Source organism: Pseudoalteromonas sp. 0303 (assembly GCF_013349995.1).
Taxonomy (GTDB): Bacteria; Pseudomonadota; Gammaproteobacteria; order Enterobacterales; family Alteromonadaceae; genus Pseudoalteromonas.
This window is the reverse complement of record NZ_JABVXF010000004.1, coordinates 137,776-159,864: the sequence shown is the minus strand read 5'-3', so window position 1 is coordinate 159,864 and position 22,089 is coordinate 137,776. Positions and strand designations below refer to the sequence as shown.

The following is a 22,089-nucleotide window of genomic DNA, read 5'->3' as shown; positions in this document are numbered from 1 at the left end:
GAGAATGCAGGCAAAAGTATTCGATGCCATTGTTATTGGCAGTGGCATTACTGGCGGCTGGGCTGCTAAAGAACTAACCGAAAAAGGGCTCAATGTACTGTTACTGGAACGTGGCAGGCAGGTTGTGCACGGTACAGACTATATCACTGCCTTTAAAGATGATTGGCAACTGCCATTTCGCGACAGGCCCAGCCTACTAGAAAAACAGAATCAAGCTAAACAAGCACGCACTGGCTATGCCACCAAGCAATCAATAAAACACTGGTTTGTGAATGATTTGCAGCACCCTTATCAAGAATCACAGCGTTTTGATTGGATCCGAGGGTATCACCTTGGTGGGCGTTCATTAACTTGGGGGCGGCAATGCTTGCGCCTCAGTGATATAGATTTTGCAGCCAACAAACAAGATGGTCTCGGCGTAGATTGGCCTGTGCGCTACAAAGATATAGCGCCTTGGTACGATAAAGTCGAAGCCTACATCGGGGTTATTGGCGAAGCGCTGAACTTACCTCAGCTACCAGATGGACCTTACTTACCTCCTTTTGCGCTTAATGCCGTAGAGCAGCAGCTTAAACAAAGTTTATTAACTCACTACACTAATCGGCACCTCACCATCGGGCGAGTTGCGCATTTAACTAAGGCAAAGCCTGAGCAAGGTCGTGCTCCATGCAGCAAGCGCAACCGCTGTATGCGAGGTTGTCCAACCGGTAGTTATTTTAGTAGTTTAGCCTCGACCTTACCTGCAGCGATGCGTACAGGGCGACTCTCTATTCAGACTCACTCCATTGCCAAAGAGATTATTTACAATCCAGAAAGCGGGCAAGCCACAGGTGTGAAAGTAATTGATGCTGAATCTAAAAAAGAGCGTATCGAGCGAGCGAACATCATTTTTTGCTGTGCATCAACGGTAGCCACAACAGCCTTGTTATTAAATTCAACCTCTGCACGTTTTCCTAATGGCTTAGGGAACGATAGTGGAGAGCTTGGTCATAACCTTATGGACCACCATTTTAGGGTTGGCGCAACGGGTGAGCCAAAAGGTTTTGCTGATGACTTTAATGATGGCGACAGGCCCGTTGGCTTTCATATTCCGCGTTTTCGAAACCTTGATGATAACGAGCAGCATAGCTTTATTCGCGGCTATGGCTATCAAGGATACGCAACACGCAAAGATTGGCGACGGGGTTTTAAAGAACTTAGCTTTGGTAAGGCTTTTCGAGAAGAGCTTGCCAAACCTGGGCCTTGGCAAGTTGCATTAATTGGCTTTGGTGAATGCCTGCCTTATCATCGTAATAAAATGAGCTTAGATCCGGTATTAAAAGATCAATGGGGATTACCTTTAGTTAATTTTGATTGTCAATTTGCTGAAAACGAGCAGCGCATGCGCGAGGATATGAAAGCGCAAGCCGTCGAGATGCTCAGCAAAGCTGGTTATCAAAATGTGCAAGCGTACGATAAAGGCTCAGCGCCGGGGCAAGCCATCCACGAAATGGGAACTGCGCGCATGGGGCATGATGCTGCAACCTCTGTGCTTAATCGTTACAACCAAATTCATAGTGTGCGTAACGTCTATGTCACTGACGGCTCGTTTATGTGCTCGTCGGGTTATCAGAACCCTTCGTTAACCTATATGGCATTTACGGCAAGAGCCGCCGATCACGCTGTACGGCATTATCAAAACGGGGTGTTCAATGGCTGATCTACAAAGGCGAAATGCCATTAAATGTTTAGCAGCATTATTCGGTGCGGCTATTACGCCAGTGGCTGCGACTCAGCTATTTGATAAAGTGGATGACAATCATTTTGAGGTGCTTAAAGCAGTGGCGCATCGAGATGTGGTTTCGCACATGCAGGCGGTTATTTTAGAGCTAGAGCCAAATGAGCAACTGTATTTTAATTTAGTCGCTTTCACAGATTTAATGCTAGCAAATACACTAACTGTGACTGAACGTGCGGCATGCTTAAAAGGCGCAGAGCTGATTGCAGAAGGTGCTCTTTCATCGTCGCAATTAGCAGATAAACTCACAGGTTTATTTACTATCTCTTTGCAGCAGCAACAGCGCATAATAGCGCAGCAAGCCTTACCTCTTTCAGAAGTGAGCCCTGATAAGCGTGACGAGTACTTAATATATAAGTGTATTTTTACCGTGCGTGAATTTTTGCTACTGGGCTATTTCACATCAGAAAAATTGCAGGCTAGTTAAATAGTAAAACAACTAAGCCTGCCCATGTCTTTACTTACGCCAACTTGTTAGTTTGTGACCAATCAGTGCGTAATAAAGAATAAACGCATAGCAAGGGATCAACAGATAGTAAGCTTGTTGTGCATTGCCCGTATATTCTGCAAATACACCGTATACCAAAGGCAATAGCGCGCCACCTGAAATCCCCATAATCAGTAATGCCGCGCCGGTTTGGGTTTTATCGCCAAGATTTGCAAGGGCCATAGGCCAAATGGTCGGCCATACCAGCGCATTCGATAAACCAAGTAATGCGACAAATAACACGGTATCTGGAAAACTATTATCAGCAAGCCAAAAGAGCACTACGTTTGCAATCGCAGTTTGTTGCGGTTCTATCAAAATGATACCAAGTGAAAACACACAACCACTTAACGCAGAAAATATCAGCGCCTGTTGCTGACTAAAAAAGCGAGGAATTAACACGATACCTAAAACATAACCCAGCACCATAAAGCCCATGGTGTAAGAGGTGAGTTCTGCGAACTGCAATACCCCCTGCTCTTTGCCGTAAAGGCCAATGGTGTCGCCAGCAATGACTTCTGCACCTATGTAAAAGAAAAGGGCTATCACGCCTAAAACTAAGTGTGGAAATTGCAGTACTGATTTACTCTCGCTGTTGTTGCTGGTTTTTGGTTGCTCAATATCTGGTAGCGGAGCCAGCATGATTAACGCCGCTAATATAGCTAATGCGATTGCCATTACAAAGTAAGGAGTAATTAAACGGTTAGCCAGTTCTTGTAACTGTAATTGCTTTTGAATGCTGTTTAATTGGGCCAGAGCTTCTGGGCTAAAGTTGGCAATGTCGCTAAATACAATCGCTGAGAAGAGCAATGGAGCCACCACACCAGCACTCTTATTGAGAATACCCATAATGCTAATGCGCACGGCTGCCGTGTCTTTAGAGCCTATTAGCACGATGTAAGGATTCGCAGCGGTTTGTAATAAGGTGAGGCCGCTACCTAACGTAAATAAGGCAACCAAAAATAACCAATACGCTTGAATTTGTGCCGCAGGAATAAACAACAGTGCACCAAATGCCATGGTACCTAAACCAAACGACATTCCATGTTTATAACTGAAGATTTGCAAAATCTTGGCGCTTGGCAGTGCCATCACGGTATAGGCGACATAAAACACCAGTGTCACCATGTAAGCTTCAATATGGTTGAGATCGCAGACCATTTGTAAAAATGGGATCAAGGAGCCGTTAAGCCAGGTTATAAAACCAAATAAGAAAAACAAGCCACCTATGATCATCATAGGTAGTAATTGCGTGCGATTGGTGTGTTCTGTTTGCTCTAACAGTGAGCTTTGTGTTGTCATTTTTGTCACCAAAGAAGTTTGTTGTGAAATAATCATAAAACAAAGTTCGTAAGTTTTGAAAGTTTTATTTTATTTCGAAACTAAATTTGGCTTTAAAACTGTAAATTGTGTAATATTGAACTACAAACTTGAAAGCAGCTATTAAAACAACAGGCCAGCTATGCTAACCACAATAGAAAGAAGACAAAAAATCGTCCTGATGACTGAGGAAAATGGCAAAGTAAATGTTAAAGATCTTGCAAAGACCTTTGATATTTCGGAGGTTACCATTCGCCATGATCTTAACGAGCTCGGTAAACGAGGCTTAGTTGTCCGTTCTCGTGGTGGGGCAATTGCCTGCGATAAATTGGCAAAAGAGCTTTCGGTAAAAGATAAGCATAACGAAAACTACGCTGTGAAAGTGTTATTAGCGAAAGCTGTGGCAAGTTTGGTTGATGATGGCGACTCTTTAATTATTGATTCTGGCACCACCACAGAAGAAGTAGCCAAAGCATTAACCAATAAGCAGGGCCTCACAGTGATGACAAACGGCCTTAATATTGCCCATGTACTGGCTGATATTGAAGATGCGAGTGTGTTTATGCTGGGTGGGCAATTGCGAAAGAAATCAATGTCTTTCTACTCTAATGAAGTCGAGCAAGCACTTAGTAAATATAACTTTAAAAAGGTTATTTTAGGGGTTGATGGTATCGACTCAGAAGCAGGGATCACCACTCATTATGAGCCCGAGGCAATGCTGAATCGCACCATGTGCACCCGCGCAGATAAAGTCATTGCAGTTACTGATTCAAGTAAATTTGGTAAGCGTGCTTTGTATAATGTATTGCCGCTTAAATCAATCGATGTTCTGGTCACCGACAAAAATATGCCAGCAGAGTTCGTTGAATCATTAACGAGCTTAGGTATCGAAGTGATTACTGTTTAACTCTCTAGTTAAATAGAATTGAGAATAGGTGGCTTTTGCCGTCTTTTTTATTTTAAAAAGAGGTTGTTATGGCAGGAATTAGTGTTTGGCAATTAGCCATTATTGCTGCAATTGTGGTGCTGTTATTTGGCACAAAAAAAATTTATCCCGAATAGGTGGCGATTTAGGGACGTCAGTCAAAGGGTTTAAACGCGCTATGCAAGATAAACCCAATGATGAAACCTAGCTCTTAAGTACTTTAAATTATATTGCTACCTTGCTCAGGATCGCGAGATTGATCGGCTTGTTCGCGAATATCATCGGCATCACTGCTAACGTCATCAAGGCTATGGTCGTCGAGTGATTTTGCCGTTTTTGGCTCTGCGCTTACATTATTGTTTAGCTGCTCGGTATCGTTCTCGCTATTTAAAATAATTCGCTCGCGAGCATCATCAGGCATGCTGATTTGCTCTGCTAAATAGGTATTGACCAATTCTCGCATTAATTGTGAGGCTACTTTGACGGTGCTGTGCTCGCGGCTATTAACCCAAAAATAAATGGTTAGATTTAAAGTCGCTGAGCCTAATGAATCAATTAACACTTGGCTTGGTGGATCACTAATAACAGCAGGGTTTTGATTAACCACCTTCATTGCTAATTGTTGGGCGTAGCGAATGTCATTATCGTAGCCAATGCCAACGTTAAAGTGACCTCGCATTTTAGGATTTGCAGTGAGGTTTTTAATGACGTTTTTATAGACGGTCGCATTGGGAATTTGAATGTGATTACCATCAAAATCCACCAAGGTGGTGGCGCGAGCCGTAACTTTTTTAACTACCCCTAAACGACTATCAACTTCGATAACATCGTCAATACGAAAAGGGCGCTGCACACTAAGCAGCATACTTGAAATAAAGTTTTCGGCGATATCGCGAAAAGCAAAACCTAAAATAAGCCCGACTAAGCCAGTCCCACTCATAATCGCCACGGCAAAACTGGTAAGCCCTGCAAGACGCAAAAATAAGTACACGCCAAACAAGATGATAATGATGCTAAAAAAGCGCCTAGTCACCACATGCAAAAGTTTACTTTCACTGACAAAACCAAGCGGTTTGATTAATAAATACGATAAAGGGCGGGCTAATAAGTAGCAAACAATGATGGCTACAATACCGAGTGTCAGTGCAGGTAACATTTGCCATGTAGTATGTAAAAACTGCGTAATTTGAGAGTTTAAGTCTTGCCAAGATAAGCTCGCAGGGATTGCTTGCGATGTTACTGAAACTGTCGGTGTAAACAAACTAGCCAATTGATTTTTAATAAGTAAATAATAATTCATCGCACCGCTCCATGGACCCTTATACTGTTTTTATAAGCATAGCTTAATGCAATTCAGACGCCATTATTACTGGCAAGTTGTTTGCAGCTTGAGAGTGATTAAAGCAATTTTTTAGGTCGTTTATGAGTAAGGACAATCGTGGTTACCACGCTCGCTCACCGATGGAGATCCCAATTCGCGGTTGGTGGGATATCAGTAAGCGGGTTTATCACAACCTATCACAAGACAATTTATCTTTCGTGGCGGCAGGTGTGGCGTTTTATGCCTTGTTGGCGATTTTCCCTGCGCTGGCGGCCATAGTCTCTGTGTATGCTTATTTTGCTTCGCCAACCGATATTTATGAGCAGCTTGATAAAGTGATTGCCATTTTACCTGCAAGTAGCCGCGACATTATTTTGCTGCAAGTAAGTGGCATCACTCAGCAATCACAAAAGGTATTAAGTGTCAGCGCCATAGGGACCTTGTTATTAACAGTTTGGAGTAGTAGTAAAGGCTGCCAAGCACTCATCACTGCCTGTAATATTACCTACCATCAGCGTAACAAGCGCCAGTTTTTTATGGCTTTAGTGGTGCGTTTTTTATTTTCGCTAGGTGCTATTGTGGTTGCGCTGGTGGCGTTATTGATCATTGGTATTTTACCGATAGTGCTAAATTTAGTTGGTCTAACAGAGCTCATTGATTTAATGATTAAGCTTGTTACTTGGCCGCTATTAGCCATTATTTTTAATTGCGCGTTAGCATTTTTATATCGCTATGCACCGCATAGAACGCCCGCTAAGTGGCGCTGGATCACCCCAGGTTCAATACTTGCCACGTTAATGTGGATCATCGCATCAATCGGTTTTTCATATTATGTATCGCAATTTGCGAGTTATAACGAAACTTATGGTTCGTTAGGTGGCGTGGTGATCATGTTGATGTGGCTTTATATCAGCGCATACATCATCATTTTTGGTGCGGCCATTAATGCTAGTGCTGAACAACAAACTTTAGTCGATAGCACCATAGGGCCAGAGAAAGAAGTTGGAGAGCGGGGTGCTACAGTGGCTGATAGATTAACCAGACAACAAAATGAGCATTCTTAAAAATAGAATGATTAGCGCTAATTTTACTCATGGTTGTTAGTTAAATTAGCGCCTACAATCATTTCATACAATTTACGGGAGTAAAGTTATGAAAGTGATTCAACAATTAAATAGCCATGCCACACAAGATGGTGACGGCGTAAACATCAGTCGTATTCCTGGCTTTGATGGCAAGTATTTAGACCCTTTTTTAATGATCGATGAGCTTAAGTCAGATGATCACAGTGATTTTATGGGCGGCTTTCCTGCGCATCCTCACCGTGGTATTGAAACCTTTACTTATATTATTAAAGGTGGCTTTGAGCACCAAGATCAAATGGGTAACAAAAAAGCGATTCGCGCTGGTGATGTGCAGTGGATGAGTACCGGTTTTGGTGTGATCCACAGTGAAATGCCATTAGCAGATGCCAAAGAAGGCATGCACGGCTTTCAGATTTGGCTCAATATGCCAAGTGCTGAGAAGCTAAGAGCACCACGTTATCAAGATACCACTGAAGCGCCAGCACCAATGACTCAAAATGAGCAAGGTGTTGAGCTTAAAGCGTTGGCAGGAAGCTGGCAGTTTGCCGGTGAAAAGCAGGACTCTAGCCTACAAGACCTTGCCGCTGATGGCATGCTTGCCGATGTAACTTTACCGGCTGGTACGCAGTTTTACCATGCTCCATTAGCGCAAACTAAGGTGATGATTTATATCCATACTGGAGAAATTCATACTGAACAGGGCGGCCCAGTTAAAGCCGGCAGCTTATTGATTTTAGAGCCTGGCAGCAACATTGAGTTTAACTCGCAAACTGGTGCAGGGGCGTTAATTCTAGCCGGTGAGCCACTTAAGCAACCAATCGCTCATATGGGCCCGTTTGTAATGACAACCCAAGCTGAGTTACAGCAAGCAGTGCGTGACTATCAGCTAGGTAAATTTGGCACACTATAGGAGGTTATTGTGGGATTACTAGTAAATGGTCAATGGCAAGATAAATGGTACGACACCGATAACAATCAAGGTGAGTTCAAACGTGAGGCAGCCCAGTTACGTAACTGGGTTACCGAAGATGGCAGTGCAGGGCAAAGTGGTGATGCGGGCTTTAAAGCTGAGAAAGATCGTTACCATCTTTATGTCTCTTTAGCTTGCCCTTGGGCTCATCGCACTTTGATTTTCCGCCATTTAAAAGGCCTTGAAGATTATATCAGTGTGTCGGTTGTAAGTCCTGACATGCTAGAGCATGGCTGGACCTTTGATAAAGACAATCACAGCACCGGTGATGCACTTTTCGATAGCGAATTTATGCATCAGATTTATACGCGTAACAAAGCCGATTATTCAGGTCGTGTTACGGTTCCCGTGCTTTGGGATAAAAAAACGCAGCGTATTGTTAGCAACGAATCTGCTGAAATTATCAGAATGTTTAATTGCGCGTTTAATGCCCTAACAGGTAATGAACGCGACTTTTATCCGCAATTGTTACGTTCTGAAATTGATGAAGTTAATGAGTTTGTTTATCACAACATTAATAATGGGGTGTATCGTGCAGGCTTTGCGACAACGCAAGAAGCTTACACGGAAGCCTTTGATGATCTCTTTGCCGCTCTAGATAAGATTGAGCAACGCTTAACAGCTAATCGTTATTTAGTGGGTGAGACACTGACAGAGGCCGACTGGCGTTTATTTACCACTTTAATTCGCTTCGACAGTGTTTATGTGGGCCACTTTAAATGTAATTTGCGTACTATTGAGAGCTATCCGGCGATCAGCAACTATTTACGTGAGTTATATCAAATTGAAGGTGTAAGTAAGACCGTTGATTTTTATCATATAAAACGTCATTACTATTTTAGCCACACCATGATCAACCCAACTCAAGTTGTGCCAAAAGGGCCTGATATAGACTACGCTCGACCACATAATCGTGGTTAATAGACTCTGATAACTAACAGTTTAATGACTTATTAAGCTGTTAGTTATAACTATCCATGACCTTGCGGATAGTGTCGATGCCAAACATCACCTTTTGAATAAATGACTCTGAACTTTTCACTAAATTAAAATTAGGGTGCTGTGACCAAACAGCTTGTAGTTTGTCATCAAGCAAAATAGCTTGCTGATCAGATTCGTTTCTTACAGGGTTATTAGAATGAATACTTTGCCCAGACTTAGCAGCTGTTTCAAAAAAGATCACTGCATCATACTGGTTAAGTTCGATTTCTAGGCTGGTGTTTAAACACTGAAAAAACTCATCTTGCTCACCGGGCCAATAGGCAAGCCCATCTAAACTACCACGATCGCAAAGCATTAATCGTTCTGGGTGCATGGTTCGCTGAATATGTTCAAGGTGTTTTTGTAAGCTGAAGATAGCTTGTTGGTGAGCTTTTATAAGGTGAGGTGCATCACCACGTTCTATACCACCGCTGAACAGCATGGTCGCAGACTCTGGCACCACGACAATTTGTTTTGAAAACTCACGTCTTAATAAATCGATGGCTGTTGTTTTACCACCGCCAGGGCCGCCTGTTAATACAATCCTTTTTTTCACCTTACATTCTCACAAATTGCTCGTTTGTGTTTAAGGTAATGAAAACAGCTGGCAAAGAGAAGTAAAAAGCAAACATTACATGATAAAGATCACAACAAACGCAGTAACCAGCTGAAGCGGCTGACTTGTTTCAATTTACCGTCTTTGTGGTCTGAGTTATTAAGTGCTTCGTAGCCCATTCCCGCAGTGAAGGCACTGGCAATACCTACTTTACTTACTGCAAAGCGTTTTAAACGGTATTTGAATGCTTGATGGTGTTGACGTTTAAGCTCATCTTGTAGATCCATTTGTTGGCTTAGTTCAGTCACTCTGTGCTGTGGTTTATTAATAAAATAATCAATTAACATCATTTATCCTTATTAATATTAAATAATTGACGAACGCTTTTTAGCGTGTGATCAAAGCCTATCTTACTACTTACATAACCAATATTTTTCCAAAGCCATGCAAGGCATAGCAGTTGTAATGCAATCAGTGAAATAGCGGCTAACCACAATGATTGGCTAAAGCTAAATATTGCGATACCGACAGTAGCAAGTAGACCAGCCCAAAGTAGCACCAAGCCGCCTGCAAAACAGACGAGTAAGATTATCGTTAAGGCGAGTGAGCGTGTTGATAAGCGCCACTCAGCAGCTGCAAGTTGTTTGCAAGTTCCAGTTTGTTTGCGGTAGTCAATGTATAGCTGTTTGCCGTAATCAGATAATTTAGCAAGATGATCTTGCCACTGATCAGCGTTTAACGGCTGTTCAGTGGCATCTTGCGTTTTCTCATCTGTAGATTGAGAAGACTGCATAACAATTACTTACGACGAATAAGAGCAGTTACTAACATGCCTGCAGCAAAGGCAATACCTGCTGTTGCAAGTGGGTTTTCTGATGCAAGCTTACGAGTTTTACCACTGTACTCATTAATTTTAGCGCGTGCTACAGCTTGCTTTTCAGAAAGCGTTTGAGCAGAGCTCGATGCGCCTTGGCGAACACTATGTTCAGCACTTGCTGCACGAGTTGAAAGTGCATCAACAGCGTGATGTGCTGCTTCAGTTGCTTTTTCTGTGAATGGCGCCTCTACTTGAGCCGCGTTCGAGTTTGCACTGCTATTAGTTTGTGTGCTTGAGTTCGATTTTGAAGTTGCGGTAGTCATAATCATTCCTTAAAAATTGCCATTTAATTGGTAGCTAACCTATCGCAACCTTCATACCAAATGGTGAAATCATTAAATTTCAATGTGTTAGATATATTTAAATGGCGATAATTAGAGGTTTCCCGTAACTCTTGCAGGGTGATTAAGTAAAAATTACAACATTCGATAATTTTGTAATTATTCATTGGTTATTCATTAACCATTTTCCCTAATACATCGCCAAGAAAATTGAAAAAATATTTTTTTTCGATGTTTTCCACTTTTTCCCACGTAATTCATAGGCTTTGCTTGAGGCCTTATTTTTTCTGGCTTCACAAGGCGCTTATGATGATCTGCTTACTTGACAAAATGGCTTGTCAAGCCCTAAACTGGAGCACTGTGGTAAAAAGTGGTTTTTAGTGGATCAAACTGGATCGGAAATAATCATTAACGATTAACAACCTATTTTTAAGGCAAGTTATGTTTCGGGGTGCGAGCTCTCTGAGTTTGGATGATAAAGGACGCTTTGCGGTACCGACTAAGTACCGAGATGCGATCTTGTCTGAAGATCAGGGAACGGTTATCTGCACTGTGGCCTTAAATGAACCTTGTTTGTGGTTATACCCGCTAGCAGAATGGCTCGAAATTGAAGAACGATTATTAAAGATTTCGAACATGAATCCACGCGCTCGCCGTATGCAACGTATGCTGCTCGGTAACGCTACAGAGTATCAACTAGATAAAAATGGCCGAATTTTGCTGGCGCCGTCGTTACGCGCACATGCAGAACTTGGAAAAAAAATCATGTTGGTTGGCTTGATGAACAAGTTTGAAATTTGGGATGAAGATCGTTGGCATGAACAAATGCGCCAAGATACTGAAATTGAACGCCTAGGCGATTTTGAGGCGAATCCTGAGTTCGATAATTTCTCACTCTAACCACAATAATAAAAAGGCAAAAAATAGCTAATGACAGCGCAATTTGAACATGTCTCTGTACTGATGGACGAAACCATAGATGCTTTGGATATTAAACCCGAAGGCATTTACATGGATGGCACATTTGGTCGCGGTGGGCACTCTGGACAAATTCTTGCGCGTTTAGGTGAGGAAGGTCGCTTACAAGCAATTGACCAAGATCCACAAGCTATTAAAGCTGCCGAGAAATTCGCAGATGATGCACGTTTTTCGATTGCCCACACTCGTTTTTCAAACCTTAAAACAGTTGCTGAAGATAACGATTTAATCGGTAAAGTTGACGGTATTTTGTTAGATATCGGTGTTTCTTCGCCACAGCTTGATGATGCTGAACGCGGTTTTAGCTTTATGAAAGATGGCCCGCTTGATATGCGCATGGACCCAACCTGTGGTCGCAGTGCTGCACAATGGCTAGCTGAAGCTGAACTTGAAGATATTACCCATGTGATTAAAACCTACGGCGAAGAAAAGTTTGGTCGCCGTATCGCTCATAAAATAATTGAAACACGTGAGCACACTGCAATCACAAGCACTAAGCAGCTTGCTGACTTGGTCGATGAAGCGGTGCCAGTGAAAGATAAACACAAACACCCGGCTACACGTACATTCCAAGCGATCCGTATTTATATCAACAGTGAACTTGAAGAAATTCAAACTGCATTGCAAGCCGCTGTTGACGTTTTAAAACCAGGTGGGCGCCTAGTCGTTATTTCGTTCCACTCGTTAGAAGATCGCATTGTTAAGCAGTTTATAAAAAAACAGAGTAAGGGAGAGGCGATACCCAGAGGTCTGCCTTTGACTGACGCACAAATAAATAAAAACCTGACGTTAAAGGCAGTGGGTAAAGCCATTAAGCCGAGTAAGGCGGAAATAGAAGCAAATCCGCGTTCACGTAGTTCGGTGTTAAGGGTTGCTCAGAGGTTGTAATGAAAGCCAAAGCGACACATCGCCAACCTAATTTATTTGTAGAGATTTTTAAAGGCCTAGGAGCTAATAAGCTGACCTTGGCCTTGTTGGTTGTGATTCTGGCTTCAAGCTTGAGTGTGGTTCAAGTGACGCATCTAGCGCGTCAACAATTGATAGAACAAGATAAATTATTGCAAGAGCGTGATGAACTCGATCTTGAGTGGCGTTACTTGCTTGTAGAAGAAGAGTTTTATTCTCAGCATGCGCGCATTGAAGAAGTGGCAACCATGCAATTAGAAATGAAACGACCAACTAGTAAAGATGAACAGGTGGTGGTACTGCAATGAGAAGCAGAGGGAAAAAGCCAACGAACACCTTAATCACATGGCGTTTTTCGCTGGTGTGCTCGGTGGTGTTCTTAGTATTCATGTCGCTGGTTGCGCGAGCCGCATTTTTACAAGTGATTGAGCCAGACAAAGCGCGCTCAGAAAGTGATAAACGTACTGTGCGAGTTGAAAAACAACATGTACAGCGTGGCATGATCTTCGATCGCAATGGTAAAGAGTTGGCAGTCAGTGTGCCTGTGGTGAGTGTGTATGCCGATCCTAAAGCGCTACATAAATCACTGATCAGCAAGGTACTACGTCAGGCCCGTAAAAACGGCGAGGATCAACAAGCGCTTGCTGAAAACACCGCTGAATTAAATAAACGTATTGCCACTTACTACAATAACGATATTCGTTGGCGTGAGCTTGCCGATGTGCTGCGTATCGACCCTAGTAAAATTAACTCTCGCCTTCGTGACAACCCAAAGCGTCGGTTTGTTTATTTAAAACGTCAGGTTACTCCTGCTGTAGCTAACTACATTGGTGATCTTCGCTTACCAGGCATCCATTTGCTCGATGAATCAAAACGTTATTACCCAGCAGGTGAAGTAACTGCTCATGTTATTGGCTTCACTAATATTGATGGTCATGGTATTGAAGGCATTGAAAAGCTATATGAGAAATCGTTAACCGGTGTAGAAGGGCAACGTACTATCCGAAAAGATGCTCAAGGTCGTGAAGTAGAAGTACTTGATGAAAGAGAACGTGTAGAGCCAGAGAATATTCATTTAAGTATCGACCAACGTATTCAAGCAATTGCATATAAAGCGGTGAAATCAGCGGTGCTATCGTACAAAGCGACCTCAGGTTCAGCTATGGTTGTGGATGTTAAAACCGGTGAAGTGTTAGCCATGGTAAATAGCCCATCGTTTAACCCAAACAACCTTAATGATGCCGCACCACATAAGCGTCGTAACCGTGCAATTACTGATTTATTTGAGCCTGGCTCAACTGTTAAGCCGCTAGCCATTTTAGCTGGTTTAGACTACGGCACAATTCAACCGGATTCTATTGTTGATACATACCCAGGCTGGATGCGAGTAGGCGGAAGCCTTGTGCAAGATACTCGTAACCATGGTGAGATGACGTTAAGAGAGATCTTAAAGTATTCCAGTAATATGGGTGTTACAAAAGTGAGCCAAGAGCTACCAAAAGACTACTTTGTAAGTCTTTATGAAAAAGTTGGTTTTGGTAGTGATAGTGGCACGGGCATGGTTGGTGAAAGCAGTGGTTTATTTTACCCAAATCGCCGCTGGTCAGATCATGAAATTGCTGCACTATCATTTGGCTATAATCTCGCTGTTAGCACCGCACAAATGGCGCGATTTTATGCCATGTTAGGTTCTGGCGGTGTTATGCGCCCATTAACTGTGCTGAAGCAAGAGTCGGTACCTGAAGGCGAACGCGTTTTTCAACAAAAAGATGTTGAAGCTGTTGTTCACATGATGGAAAGCGTGTTTGAGAAAGGTGGAACTGCACAAAAAGTTCACGTTGATGGTTATCGTGCTGCAGGTAAAACAGGTACCTCTAAAAAAGCCGCGGTAGGTGGTTACGGTGACGAATACGTTGGTTATTTTGCTGGTATCGCACCTGCAAGCAACCCACGCTTGGCGGTAGTTGTATTGATTAATGAACCGGGTGGAGATGTTTATTACGGCGGTGCGACGGCAGGTCCTGCATTTGCAGAGATTGTCTCCAATGCCTTAAGAATTCTAAACGTAGCACCGGACAAAGATGCGGTTGCGTACGTAGAAGGCAAAGATAACGATGCGTGATTTAAAACCGATTCTTAATCATATTGATGTTGAGGCCAATAGTTTAGTGGTCAATCAACTACGTCTTGATAGTCGAGATGTAAAAGCTGGCGATGTGTTTGTCGCTATAAAAGGTCATCAGCTTGATGGTGGACAGTTTATTGAAAAAGCCATTGAAAATGGTGCGGTGGCAGTTATTGCTGACCGTTTATGTGAGTTCGAAAGTGAGTTTGAACCACTTTATTTAGTAACCGATTTAGCGAAAAAGCTGCCTGCACTTGCAGCTGCTTTTTACCAGCAACCATCAAAACAGTTGGATTTAGTGGGTGTGACAGGCACCAATGGCAAGTCAACGACCACAGCGATGATCGCGCATTTAGCACAGCATTGTCATAAACGTTCGGCTGTGATTGGTACGCTCGGTTATGGGCACCCAGATAACCTGACTGAGCTTGCAAACACCACACCATCGAGCGTTGATTTACAGCGTATTTTATCTGAACTTGTAGCAGAGCAGCATGATGTTGTGGCAATGGAAGTCTCTTCTCATGGCTTAGTACAGCAACGTGTAGAACAGTGTAAATTTAAAGCGGCAGTATTTACCAACCTGTCTCGTGACCACTTAGATTATCATGGCACTATGGATGCTTACGGCAATGCAAAGTTGATGTTAATGCGTGACCATATGCCTGAGCTTGTGGTGCTTAATCAAGATGATGCTCAAGTTGAAGCGTGGTTAGAAAAATACGACTTCAATAACCTAATTTGTTACGGCCATAAAAACCTAACACCTGAAAATGCACGCTTTGTGTATTTCAGCGATGTAACATATGATAATACCGGTATATCGGCGAAGTTCGATACCAGTTGGGGGCAGGCTGAAGTTAATTGCACACTGTTTGGCGAATTCAACTTATATAATTTAGCTGCTGCAATGGCCACTTTATTAGGTATGGGTTACCCACTTGATTTACTCGTTGAAGGGTGTAAATCATTGCAGCCTGTTGCTGGGCGCATGCAGGCATTTAGTGCGCCAGGTCAACCGACTTGTATTGTTGACTATGCTCATACACCTGACGCGTTAGCTCTGGCATTACAAGCATTGCAAAAACATGTTCCAGGTGGCGTCAGCTGTGTGTTTGGCTGTGGTGGTGACCGTGATAAAGGCAAGCGCCCGATGATGGCAAAAGCTGCTGAAGGTAATGCAGACCATATTATTGTCACCAGCGATAACCCAAGAAGTGAAGACCCCGACACAATTATTGCTGATGTGGTTGCGGGGCTTGAGCAGCCTGAACGTGCACATTGTGAAGCAGACCGCGCGCTGGCTATTAGTTATGCCATTGCGCAAGCGGAGGCTGATGATGTCATTCTAATTGCGGGCAAAGGCCACGAAGATTATCAAATTATTGGCGACCAACGAATCGACTTCTGCGATCGTCAATATGTACAACAACAATTAAATGAAAAATCGCAAGGGGCGCAGTTATGATCCCTATGGATTTTGATTGGCTAGCTAAAGTTCTAGCAACCGATTACCAAGGTGGTAATCAAACGGTAAAAAATATTAACACAGACACCCGTACTTTGTGCGATGGTGAAGTGTTTTTAGCGCTACAAGGGCCTAATTTTGATGGTCATAAATTTGTTACGCAAGCAAAAGAAAAAGGCGCGATAGCTGCCATTGTAGCGCGTCCTGTTAATGTCGATATTGTGCAGTTTGTGGTCAGTGACACACGTATTGCGCTTGGCCAAATTGGCGCAGCTGTGATGGCACAGGTTGCACCAAAAACAATTGCTATCACAGGTAGCGTGGGTAAAACGACCGTTAAAGAAATGTGCGCGGCGATTTTATCTGGCCATGGTGAAGTACTGGCAACAAAAGGCAACTTTAATAATGACATTGGTGTACCCCTAACGTTATTACGCCTTGAACCACAACACCAATATGCGGTGATTGAATTAGGTGCAAACCACATTGGTGAAATTGCATACACAGTAGCAATGACGAAACCTGATGTTGCTGTGGTATGTAATGTTGCAGCTTCTCACTTAGAAGGCTTTGGCTCACTACAAGGTGTAGCAACGGCCAAAGGCGAAATCTATGACGGCTTAAAGCCTGATGGTGTTGCCGTAGTTAATTGCGACAGTGATTATGCCGATTTTTGGCTTGATAAATTAACTGATCGCAACGTAAAACGTTTTTCTACTAGCCAACAATTAGATTATTGGGCAGAAGGTGTGGTGCTTGATGAGCAAGCCCGTGCTTCTTTTGTGCTTTGTAATAAAGATAAAAAAGTACCTGTCACACTGGCATTACCGGGCAAACATAATATTGCAAATGCATTAATAGCCACCGCGTTAACCACTGAGCTGGGTGTAAGCCTCGAAAGTGTTGCATCAGCGCTGGCAACCATGGGTGAAGTTAAAGGTCGTGTAAACGTCCTTAAAGTGTCAGACACATTGACGGTTATTGATGATACCTACAACGCGAATGTGCAATCCGTTAAAGCGGCAATTGATTTATTAAGTGATATGCCGGGGCGTCGTATTTTTGCGTTAGGTGATATGGGCGAGCTTGGTGAAGAAGCGCGTTTTTATCATCAACAAGTCGGTGAATATGCACAGCAAAAAGGCATTGATGAACTTTATAGCCTAGGTGTACTAAGTAAATCAGCCAGTGATGTATTTGAAAAGCCAAACCGCCACTTCTCAAGCCGTGAACAATTATTACAACAATTACAAAATGAACTTGCTCAATCGACGCAAAAAACCACAGTTGTTGTAAAAGGTTCGCGCAGTTCTCGTATGGAGCTTGTGGTCACAGATTTAGTAAATAGCCAGCAAAATGGCAACAATGGAGTATCGTCATGTTAGTTTGGCTGGCCGAGTATTTAACACAGTATTACAGTGGTTTTAATGTTTTTTCTTACCTAACGCTGCGCGCGATTTTAGGTATTTTAACAGCACTACTTATCTCACTTTATTTTGGCCCTAAACTAATTCGTGCATTACAAAAAATGCAGATTGGTCAGGTGGTTCGTCACGATGGTCCAGAGTCACACCTATCTAAAAAAGGCACGCCAACTATGGGCGGTATTTTGATTTTAGGAGCGATTTTTACCAGCACATTACTGTGGGCAGACCTTTCAAATAAATATGTTTGGGCAACCTTATTTGTTGTGGGCTCGTTAGGTGTAGTTGGTTTTATTGATGACTACCGTAAAGTGATCCGCAAAGACCCTAAAGGCTTAATCGCTAAGTGGAAATACTTTTGGCAATCAGTGATTGCGTTAGTGGTTGCCAGTGCACTTTATTTTACCTCACAGCAAGGCAGCGAAACCTCATTAGTTGTGCCGTTTTTCAAAGACGTGTTACCACAGCTAGGATTGTTTTATATCGTGATGACTTACTTTGTAATTGTAGGTACGTCGAACGCGGTAAACCTAACAGATGGCCTTGATGGTTTAGCGATTGTGCCAACCATTTTAGTGGCGGCAGCGCTTGCCATTATTGCTTATTTAACAGGTAACGTTAATTTCTCAAGCTACCTACATATTCCGCATTTGCCACTCGCCAGTGAGCTTGTGGTTGTGTGTACAGCAATTGTGGGAGCTGGACTTGGTTTCTTATGGTTTAACACCTACCCAGCACAGGTATTTATGGGTGATGTAGGCTCATTAGCACTCGGTGGTGCTTTGGGTATTATTGCGGTGCTGGTTCGTCAGGAACTGGTACTTATTATCATGGGTGGTGTGTTCGTAATGGAAGCATTGTCGGTGATTTTACAAGTGGGCTCTTACAAATTACGTGGTCAACGTATTTTTAGAATGGCGCCTATTCACCACCATTATGAATTAAAGGGTTGGCCTGAGCCGCGCGTAATTGTGCGCTTTTGGATTATTTCAATCGTGCTAGTACTTGCTGGCCTTGCGACATTAAAGATCAGGTAAATGACAGTTATTAACGAGATTAAAAACAAACAAATTTCAGTGCTCGGACTCGGTGTAACCGGTCTGGGCATTGTGCGTTTTTTATTGTCTCAGAATATTAAGCCAATTGTTGTTGATAGCCGCACAGCGCCGCCGGGTGCTGATTGGCTAAATGAGCATGCCAGTGAGTTAACGATTCACTTTGGTGATTTAGAGCAGGCAGACTTAGCCAGCAATGACATTATTATCATCAGCCCAGGTCTAAGCCTCGCGACACCTGCAGTAGCAAAAGCGATTGATGCTGGTGTTGAAGTGATTGGTGACGTTGAGCTTTTTGCCCGATTAACCGATAAACCAATTGTTGCGGTGACTGGTTCAAATGGTAAGTCGACTGTAGTTACATTGGCGTTTGAAGTACTTAAAGCGGCTGGTTATAAAGTTGGCCTCGGTGGCAACATTGGTACTGCGGTACTTGATTTACTATCGCAAGACTATGATGTGTATGTACTTGAGCTGTCGAGTTTTCAACTTGATACTACACACAGCTTAAAAGCAAAAAGTGCCTGTGTATTGAATGTGAGTGAAGATCACCTCGATCGTTATCCAAGCTACCAAGCATACATTGACTCTAAGCAAAGTATTTATAACGGCTCTGAGCTTGCGGTAGTTAATGCCATTGATGTGGCAACGCATACTGCAAAGCAGCCCCAAGTGAGCTTTGCGCTCGCTAATGCAGATTTTGCCTTGGTTGAACATCAAGGTGAGCAATACTTTGCAGCACACGGTAAGCCAGTATTACCAGCAAGCTGCTTAAATGTTGTTGGCTCACACAATCAACAAAACGCCTTAGCGGTGATGGCATTACTGAGCCCGTTTGATATTGCTAAAGAGCATTACCAGCAAGCGTTTAGTGCTTTTACTGGGCTTGCACACCGTTGTCAGTTTGTTGCTGAAATTAATGAAGTAAAATACTTTAACGATTCAAAAGCGACCAATGTAGGTGCAACTATCGCTGCGATTGAAAGCTTAGCTGATCAAGCTAAGCAACTAGTTGTGATTGCCGGTGGTGATGCAAAAGGGGCTGATTTAGATGCCTTAAAGCCATACTTAAACAACAAAGTAAAAGCGCTTGTTTGTTTTGGTAAAGATGCTAAAGCGTTAGTGGCTCTGACTGAAAAAGGTCACCTAACCACCAACATGCATGAAGCTGTGCAACTAGCAAAACAGTTAAGCAGCAGTGGCGATATCGTTTTATTAGCACCTGCATGTGCCAGCATTGATATGTATAACAATTATATGCAACGTGGTGATGACTTTGCGCAGTGCGTATTGGCGGAGGCAGTATGATTGCATTTGCTGACATCCGTGAAGCATTAACACCAAAACAATCGCCGCAACTTTATGATGTGCCGTTATTGTATTGCATGTTGATGTTGATTGGCGTTGGCTTTGTGATGGTAACCAGTGCCTCTATGCCAACAGCAGAGCGATTATTTGATAATCCGTATCACATTATCATTCGCCATGGCATGTTCTTAATTATGGGCTTTTTCTTATTTTGGATTGCCACTAACGTGCCTATGGATTGGTGGAAGCGCAGTAACGCCTATTTATTGTTGCTGGGTTTAGGTTTGCTGGTTTTGGTGCTGATTGTTGGCCGTGAAGTGAACGGTGCAAAGCGTTGGATACCTATTGGCCCAGTGGGCTTTCAAGTTGCTGAGGCCGCCAAATTGTATTTCTTTAGCTACATTGCTGGTTACTTAGTGCGTAAACGTGAAGAAGTACAAGAGAACTTAAAAGGTTTCTTTAAGCCATTAGCTGTATTTGGTGTGTATGCGTTTTTGATTTTGATGCAGCCAGACTTAGGTACAGTGGTTGTATTGTTTGTGACGACAGTTGGTTTGTTATTTTTAGCGGGTGCTAAGTTATGGCAGTTTTTTGGCCTTATCTTAACGGGTATTGCTGCAGTGGTGGTGCTAATTATCGCTGAACCATATCGTATGGCTCGTGTTACAGGCTTTTTAGAACCGTGGGAAGATCCATTCGGTAAAGGTTATCAGTTAGTACAATCGCTAATGGCGTACAGCCAAGGTGGTTGGTTTGGTCAAGGCTTAGGCAATAGCGTACAAAAACTGCAATACCTGCCCGAAGCACATAATGACTTTATATTTGCAGTGATTGGTGAAGAGCTCGGCTTTTTTGGCGTATTTAGTATTTTGATTGTGCTTGCTGTATTCGTATTCAGAGCCTTGTTAATTGGCCAAAAAGCGCTGCAATGTGGCAAAGAGTACGAAGGCTATTTTGCCTTTGCTATTGGTATCTGGTTTGCGTTTCAAACCATGGTAAATGTTGGTGCAAGTGCAGGTATTTTGCCAACCAAAGGCTTAACACTACCGTTTATTTCGTACGGTGGTTCTAGCTTATTAATTATGACCATAGCAACAGGTGTACTTTTGCGAATAGATTTTGAAACAAAGATGGCGACTAAGCAGGCAACCTCACGTGGAGGTAAGCGATGAGTAAAAAATTACTTGTTGTTGCAGGTGGTACCGGTGGCCATATTTTTCCAGGTATTGCAGTTGCTGACTTTTTAAAACAGCAAGGCTGGCAAGTTAGCTGGATTGGCACGCCTGATAGAATGGAAGCAACGGTAGTACCTAAGCACAACATTGAGATTGATTTTATCAATGTGAAAGGTGTACGCGGAAATGGAATTAAACGCCTGATTAAAGCACCTTTTATGGTGATGAATGCGATTTTTCAAGCACGTAAAATTTTAAAAGCTCAAAAGCCTGATGTTGTTCTTGCTATGGGGGGCTATGTGACCGGACCTACTGGCATTGCAGCAAAGAGCTTAGGAATTCCTTTGGTTATTCATGAGCAAAATGCTGTTGCAGGCATGAGTAACCGCTGGCTAGCGAAGTTTGCCAACAAAGTGCTGGCAGCTTTTCCATCGGCTTTTGCAAAAGAACAATGTGAAGTAGTGGGTAACCCAGTCAGAGCAAGTGTCGCTAATGTCACTGCTAAGCAAACAACGACACCAATTAATGTGCTGGTGGTAGGCGGTTCACTTGGTGCACAGGTACTAAATGAGACTTTACCTGCTGTATTCAGTGAACTTTCAGCGCTAACAACGCTTAATATATGGCACCAAACGGGTAAAAATAATGAACCGAATGTGACTGCCAGCTATCAACAGTTAGGGTTAACTGAAAATAGTAAAGTCGCTGAATTTATTGATGATATGGATAGTGCATATCAATGGGCCGATTTGGTAATTTGCCGTGCTGGTGCGTTAACGGTGAGTGAGATTGCGGCAGCAGGAAGAATGGCCTTATTTGTGCCTTTTCCGCATGCTGTAGATGACCATCAAACTGCCAATGCAAAGTATTTAGTGACTGAGCAAGCAGCGTTGATTATGCAGCAAAGTGAGTTTAACCAAGCGGCAGTTGTTGAGTTATTAACGCCTTACGTAAATGCACCAGAAAAAATTTCAACAATGGCAAGTAAAGCAAAACAGCTTGCTATTTTAGATGCCACAGCCAATGTTGCAAAACGCTGTGAGCAACTAGCAGATAGAAGAGATTAGTAG

General features: G+C 42.9%; 22 protein-coding genes and 1 pseudogene. 17 read left to right on the top strand and 6 right to left on the bottom strand.

All coding sequences use genetic code 11. The annotated features are described in order from the left end of the window. Positions 1 to 4: 4 nt before the first annotated feature. Together HUS62_RS04855 and HUS62_RS04850 are read left to right on the top strand one after the other, a co-directional pair. Positions 5 to 1,699 carry a GMC oxidoreductase gene (locus tag HUS62_RS04855; protein WP_175078712.1) on the top strand — a complete coding sequence of 565 codons (1,695 nt, stop codon included), beginning with the start codon at positions 5 to 7 and terminating at the stop codon, positions 1,697 to 1,699. Beyond that, positions 1,692 to 2,204 (top strand): hypothetical protein, encoded by a 513-nt coding sequence (locus tag HUS62_RS04850; protein ID WP_175078711.1) that lies wholly within the window; start codon positions 1,692 to 1,694, stop codon positions 2,202 to 2,204. Before HUS62_RS04855 ends, HUS62_RS04850 begins: the two co-directional genes overlap by 8 nt. Positions 2,205 to 2,234: 30 nt before the next feature. Here the strand turns inward: HUS62_RS04850 and HUS62_RS04845 are convergent, their stop codons facing one another. After that, positions 2,235 to 3,566, bottom strand: coding sequence for a sugar MFS transporter (locus HUS62_RS04845; protein WP_220094960.1), 1,332 nt, complete (start codon positions 3,564 to 3,566; stop codon positions 2,235 to 2,237). A 160-nt stretch (positions 3,567 to 3,726) separates the two neighbouring features. Between HUS62_RS04845 and agaR the strand changes: the two genes are divergently transcribed. Beyond that, a complete protein-coding gene (agaR, locus tag HUS62_RS04840) occupies positions 3,727 to 4,491 on the top strand; it encodes a transcriptional repressor AgaR (protein WP_175078710.1) in 765 nt (254 codons plus the stop codon). 68 nt (positions 4,492 to 4,559) lie between these two features. Beyond that, positions 4,560 to 4,717, top strand: a pseudogene (tatA, locus tag HUS62_RS04835) (twin-arginine translocase TatA/TatE family subunit). Between the two features lie 12 nt (positions 4,718 to 4,729). Here tatA and HUS62_RS04830 read toward each other — a convergent pair. Then, a complete protein-coding gene (locus tag HUS62_RS04830) occupies positions 4,730 to 5,809 on the bottom strand; it encodes a mechanosensitive ion channel family protein (RefSeq protein WP_175078709.1) in 1,080 nt (359 codons plus the stop codon). A 122-nt stretch (positions 5,810 to 5,931) separates the two neighbouring features. Between HUS62_RS04830 and HUS62_RS04825 the strand changes: the two genes are divergently transcribed. The 3 genes from HUS62_RS04825 (at position 5,932) to HUS62_RS04815 (ending at position 8,806) form a co-directional block, all read left to right on the top strand. Beyond that, positions 5,932 to 6,894, top strand: a complete 963-nt coding sequence (locus HUS62_RS04825) for a YihY/virulence factor BrkB family protein (protein ID WP_175078708.1) — start codon at positions 5,932 to 5,934, stop codon at positions 6,892 to 6,894. A gap of 88 nt (positions 6,895 to 6,982) precedes the next feature. After that, the gene (locus HUS62_RS04820) at positions 6,983 to 7,825 is read left to right on the top strand and encodes a pirin family protein (RefSeq protein WP_175078707.1); all 843 of its coding nucleotides are present in this window, start codon (positions 6,983 to 6,985) and stop codon (positions 7,823 to 7,825) included. 9 nt (positions 7,826 to 7,834) lie between these two features. After that, entirely contained in the window at positions 7,835 to 8,806 is a 972-nt protein-coding gene (locus HUS62_RS04815; protein ID WP_175078706.1) for a glutathione S-transferase family protein, read from the top strand. 40 nt (positions 8,807 to 8,846) lie between these two features. Here HUS62_RS04815 and HUS62_RS04810 read toward each other — a convergent pair whose 3' ends face one another. The 4 genes from HUS62_RS04810 to HUS62_RS04795 all read right to left on the bottom strand — a co-directional run bounded on the left by HUS62_RS04810 (position 8,847) and on the right by HUS62_RS04795 (position 10,562). Next, positions 8,847 to 9,422, bottom strand: coding sequence for an AAA family ATPase (locus tag HUS62_RS04810; protein ID WP_175078705.1), 576 nt, complete (start codon positions 9,420 to 9,422; stop codon positions 8,847 to 8,849). Positions 9,423 to 9,511: 89 nt separating this feature from the next. Beyond that, positions 9,512 to 9,769, bottom strand: a complete 258-nt coding sequence (locus HUS62_RS04805) for a hypothetical protein (protein ID WP_054561060.1) — start codon at positions 9,767 to 9,769, stop codon at positions 9,512 to 9,514. Continuing rightward, positions 9,769 to 10,215 (bottom strand): hypothetical protein, encoded by a 447-nt coding sequence (locus tag HUS62_RS04800; protein ID WP_175078704.1) that lies wholly within the window; start codon positions 10,213 to 10,215, stop codon positions 9,769 to 9,771. The genes HUS62_RS04805 and HUS62_RS04800 overlap by 1 nt, the downstream gene beginning before the upstream one ends. Positions 10,216 to 10,220: 5 nt before the next feature. Then, positions 10,221 to 10,562, bottom strand: coding sequence for a DUF883 domain-containing protein (locus tag HUS62_RS04795; RefSeq protein WP_175078703.1), 342 nt, complete (start codon positions 10,560 to 10,562; stop codon positions 10,221 to 10,223). 459 nt (positions 10,563 to 11,021) lie between these two features. On the opposite strand from HUS62_RS04795, the gene mraZ reads away from it, so the two are divergent. Genes mraZ through murG form a run of 10 tightly spaced genes read left to right on the top strand, consistent with a single transcriptional unit; the run spans position 11,022 to position 22,086 of the window. Then, positions 11,022 to 11,480 carry a division/cell wall cluster transcriptional repressor MraZ gene (mraZ, locus tag HUS62_RS04790; RefSeq protein WP_054552739.1) on the top strand — a complete coding sequence of 153 codons (459 nt, stop codon included), beginning with the start codon at positions 11,022 to 11,024 and terminating at the stop codon, positions 11,478 to 11,480. 30 nt (positions 11,481 to 11,510) lie between these two features. Then, positions 11,511 to 12,446, top strand: coding sequence for a 16S rRNA (cytosine(1402)-N(4))-methyltransferase RsmH (rsmH, locus tag HUS62_RS04785; RefSeq protein ID WP_175078702.1), 936 nt, complete (start codon positions 11,511 to 11,513; stop codon positions 12,444 to 12,446). Then, positions 12,446 to 12,772, top strand: coding sequence for a cell division protein FtsL (gene ftsL / locus HUS62_RS04780; protein ID WP_175078701.1), 327 nt, complete (start codon positions 12,446 to 12,448; stop codon positions 12,770 to 12,772). Before rsmH ends, ftsL begins: the two co-directional genes overlap by 1 nt. After that, a complete protein-coding gene (locus HUS62_RS04775) occupies positions 12,769 to 14,586 on the top strand; it encodes a penicillin-binding transpeptidase domain-containing protein (RefSeq protein ID WP_175078700.1) in 1,818 nt (605 codons plus the stop codon). The genes ftsL and HUS62_RS04775 overlap by 4 nt, the downstream gene beginning before the upstream one ends. After that, on the top strand, positions 14,579 to 16,057 hold the full coding sequence (gene murE / locus HUS62_RS04770; RefSeq protein ID WP_175078699.1) for a UDP-N-acetylmuramoyl-L-alanyl-D-glutamate--2,6-diaminopimelate ligase: 1,479 nt from the start codon (positions 14,579 to 14,581) through the stop codon (positions 16,055 to 16,057). Before HUS62_RS04775 ends, murE begins: the two co-directional genes overlap by 8 nt. After that, entirely contained in the window at positions 16,054 to 17,442 is a 1,389-nt protein-coding gene (gene murF / locus HUS62_RS04765) for a UDP-N-acetylmuramoyl-tripeptide--D-alanyl-D-alanine ligase (RefSeq protein WP_175078698.1), read from the top strand. Before murE ends, murF begins: the two co-directional genes overlap by 4 nt. Then, a complete protein-coding gene (gene mraY / locus HUS62_RS04760) occupies positions 17,436 to 18,518 on the top strand; it encodes a phospho-N-acetylmuramoyl-pentapeptide-transferase (RefSeq protein ID WP_054552733.1) in 1,083 nt (360 codons plus the stop codon). Before murF ends, mraY begins: the two co-directional genes overlap by 7 nt. Continuing rightward, positions 18,519 to 19,844 carry a UDP-N-acetylmuramoyl-L-alanine--D-glutamate ligase gene (gene murD, locus HUS62_RS04755; RefSeq protein ID WP_175078697.1) on the top strand — a complete coding sequence of 442 codons (1,326 nt, stop codon included), beginning with the start codon at positions 18,519 to 18,521 and terminating at the stop codon, positions 19,842 to 19,844. It begins immediately after the preceding gene. After that, positions 19,841 to 21,016 carry a cell division protein FtsW gene (ftsW, locus tag HUS62_RS04750; protein ID WP_054561050.1) on the top strand — a complete coding sequence of 392 codons (1,176 nt, stop codon included), beginning with the start codon at positions 19,841 to 19,843 and terminating at the stop codon, positions 21,014 to 21,016. The genes murD and ftsW overlap by 4 nt, the downstream gene beginning before the upstream one ends. Next, entirely contained in the window at positions 21,013 to 22,086 is a 1,074-nt protein-coding gene (gene murG / locus HUS62_RS04745; RefSeq protein WP_062566491.1) for an undecaprenyldiphospho-muramoylpentapeptide beta-N-acetylglucosaminyltransferase, read from the top strand. Before ftsW ends, murG begins: the two co-directional genes overlap by 4 nt. Positions 22,087 to 22,089: the final 3 nt, after the last annotated feature.

Excerpts from the sequence above, each read along its gene's own strand:
- murE (WP_175078699.1), top strand. The coding sequence starts at position 14,579 with ATGCGTGATTTAAAACCGATTCTTAATCATATTGATGTTGAGGCCAAT.
- HUS62_RS04795 (WP_175078703.1), bottom strand. The coding sequence starts at position 10,562 with ATGACTACCGCAACTTCAAAATCGAACTCAAGCACACAAACTAATAGC.
- HUS62_RS04825 (WP_175078708.1), top strand. The coding sequence starts at position 5,932 with ATGAGTAAGGACAATCGTGGTTACCACGCTCGCTCACCGATGGAGATC.
- HUS62_RS04850 (WP_175078711.1), top strand. The coding sequence starts at position 1,692 with ATGGCTGATCTACAAAGGCGAAATGCCATTAAATGTTTAGCAGCATTA.
- HUS62_RS04855 (WP_175078712.1), top strand. The coding sequence starts at position 5 with ATGCAGGCAAAAGTATTCGATGCCATTGTTATTGGCAGTGGCATTACT.
- HUS62_RS04775 (WP_175078700.1), top strand. The coding sequence starts at position 12,769 with ATGAGAAGCAGAGGGAAAAAGCCAACGAACACCTTAATCACATGGCGT.
- ftsL (WP_175078701.1), top strand. The coding sequence starts at position 12,446 with ATGAAAGCCAAAGCGACACATCGCCAACCTAATTTATTTGTAGAGATT.
- HUS62_RS04820 (WP_175078707.1), top strand. The coding sequence starts at position 6,983 with ATGAAAGTGATTCAACAATTAAATAGCCATGCCACACAAGATGGTGAC.
- rsmH (WP_175078702.1), top strand. The coding sequence starts at position 11,511 with ATGACAGCGCAATTTGAACATGTCTCTGTACTGATGGACGAAACCATA.
- HUS62_RS04800 (WP_175078704.1), bottom strand. The coding sequence starts at position 10,215 with ATGCAGTCTTCTCAATCTACAGATGAGAAAACGCAAGATGCCACTGAA.
- murF (WP_175078698.1), top strand. The coding sequence starts at position 16,054 with ATGATCCCTATGGATTTTGATTGGCTAGCTAAAGTTCTAGCAACCGAT.
- HUS62_RS04805 (WP_054561060.1), bottom strand. The coding sequence starts at position 9,769 with ATGTTAATTGATTATTTTATTAATAAACCACAGCACAGAGTGACTGAA.
- agaR (WP_175078710.1), top strand. The coding sequence starts at position 3,727 with ATGCTAACCACAATAGAAAGAAGACAAAAAATCGTCCTGATGACTGAG.
- murD (WP_175078697.1), top strand. The coding sequence starts at position 18,519 with ATGACAGTTATTAACGAGATTAAAAACAAACAAATTTCAGTGCTCGGA.
- ftsW (WP_054561050.1), top strand. The coding sequence starts at position 19,841 with ATGATTGCATTTGCTGACATCCGTGAAGCATTAACACCAAAACAATCG.
- HUS62_RS04845 (WP_220094960.1), bottom strand. The coding sequence starts at position 3,566 with ATGACAACACAAAGCTCACTGTTAGAGCAAACAGAACACACCAATCGC.
- mraZ (WP_054552739.1), top strand. The coding sequence starts at position 11,022 with ATGTTTCGGGGTGCGAGCTCTCTGAGTTTGGATGATAAAGGACGCTTT.
- mraY (WP_054552733.1), top strand. The coding sequence starts at position 17,436 with ATGTTAGTTTGGCTGGCCGAGTATTTAACACAGTATTACAGTGGTTTT.
- murG (WP_062566491.1), top strand. The coding sequence starts at position 21,013 with ATGAGTAAAAAATTACTTGTTGTTGCAGGTGGTACCGGTGGCCATATT.
- HUS62_RS04830 (WP_175078709.1), bottom strand. The coding sequence starts at position 5,809 with ATGAATTATTATTTACTTATTAAAAATCAATTGGCTAGTTTGTTTACA.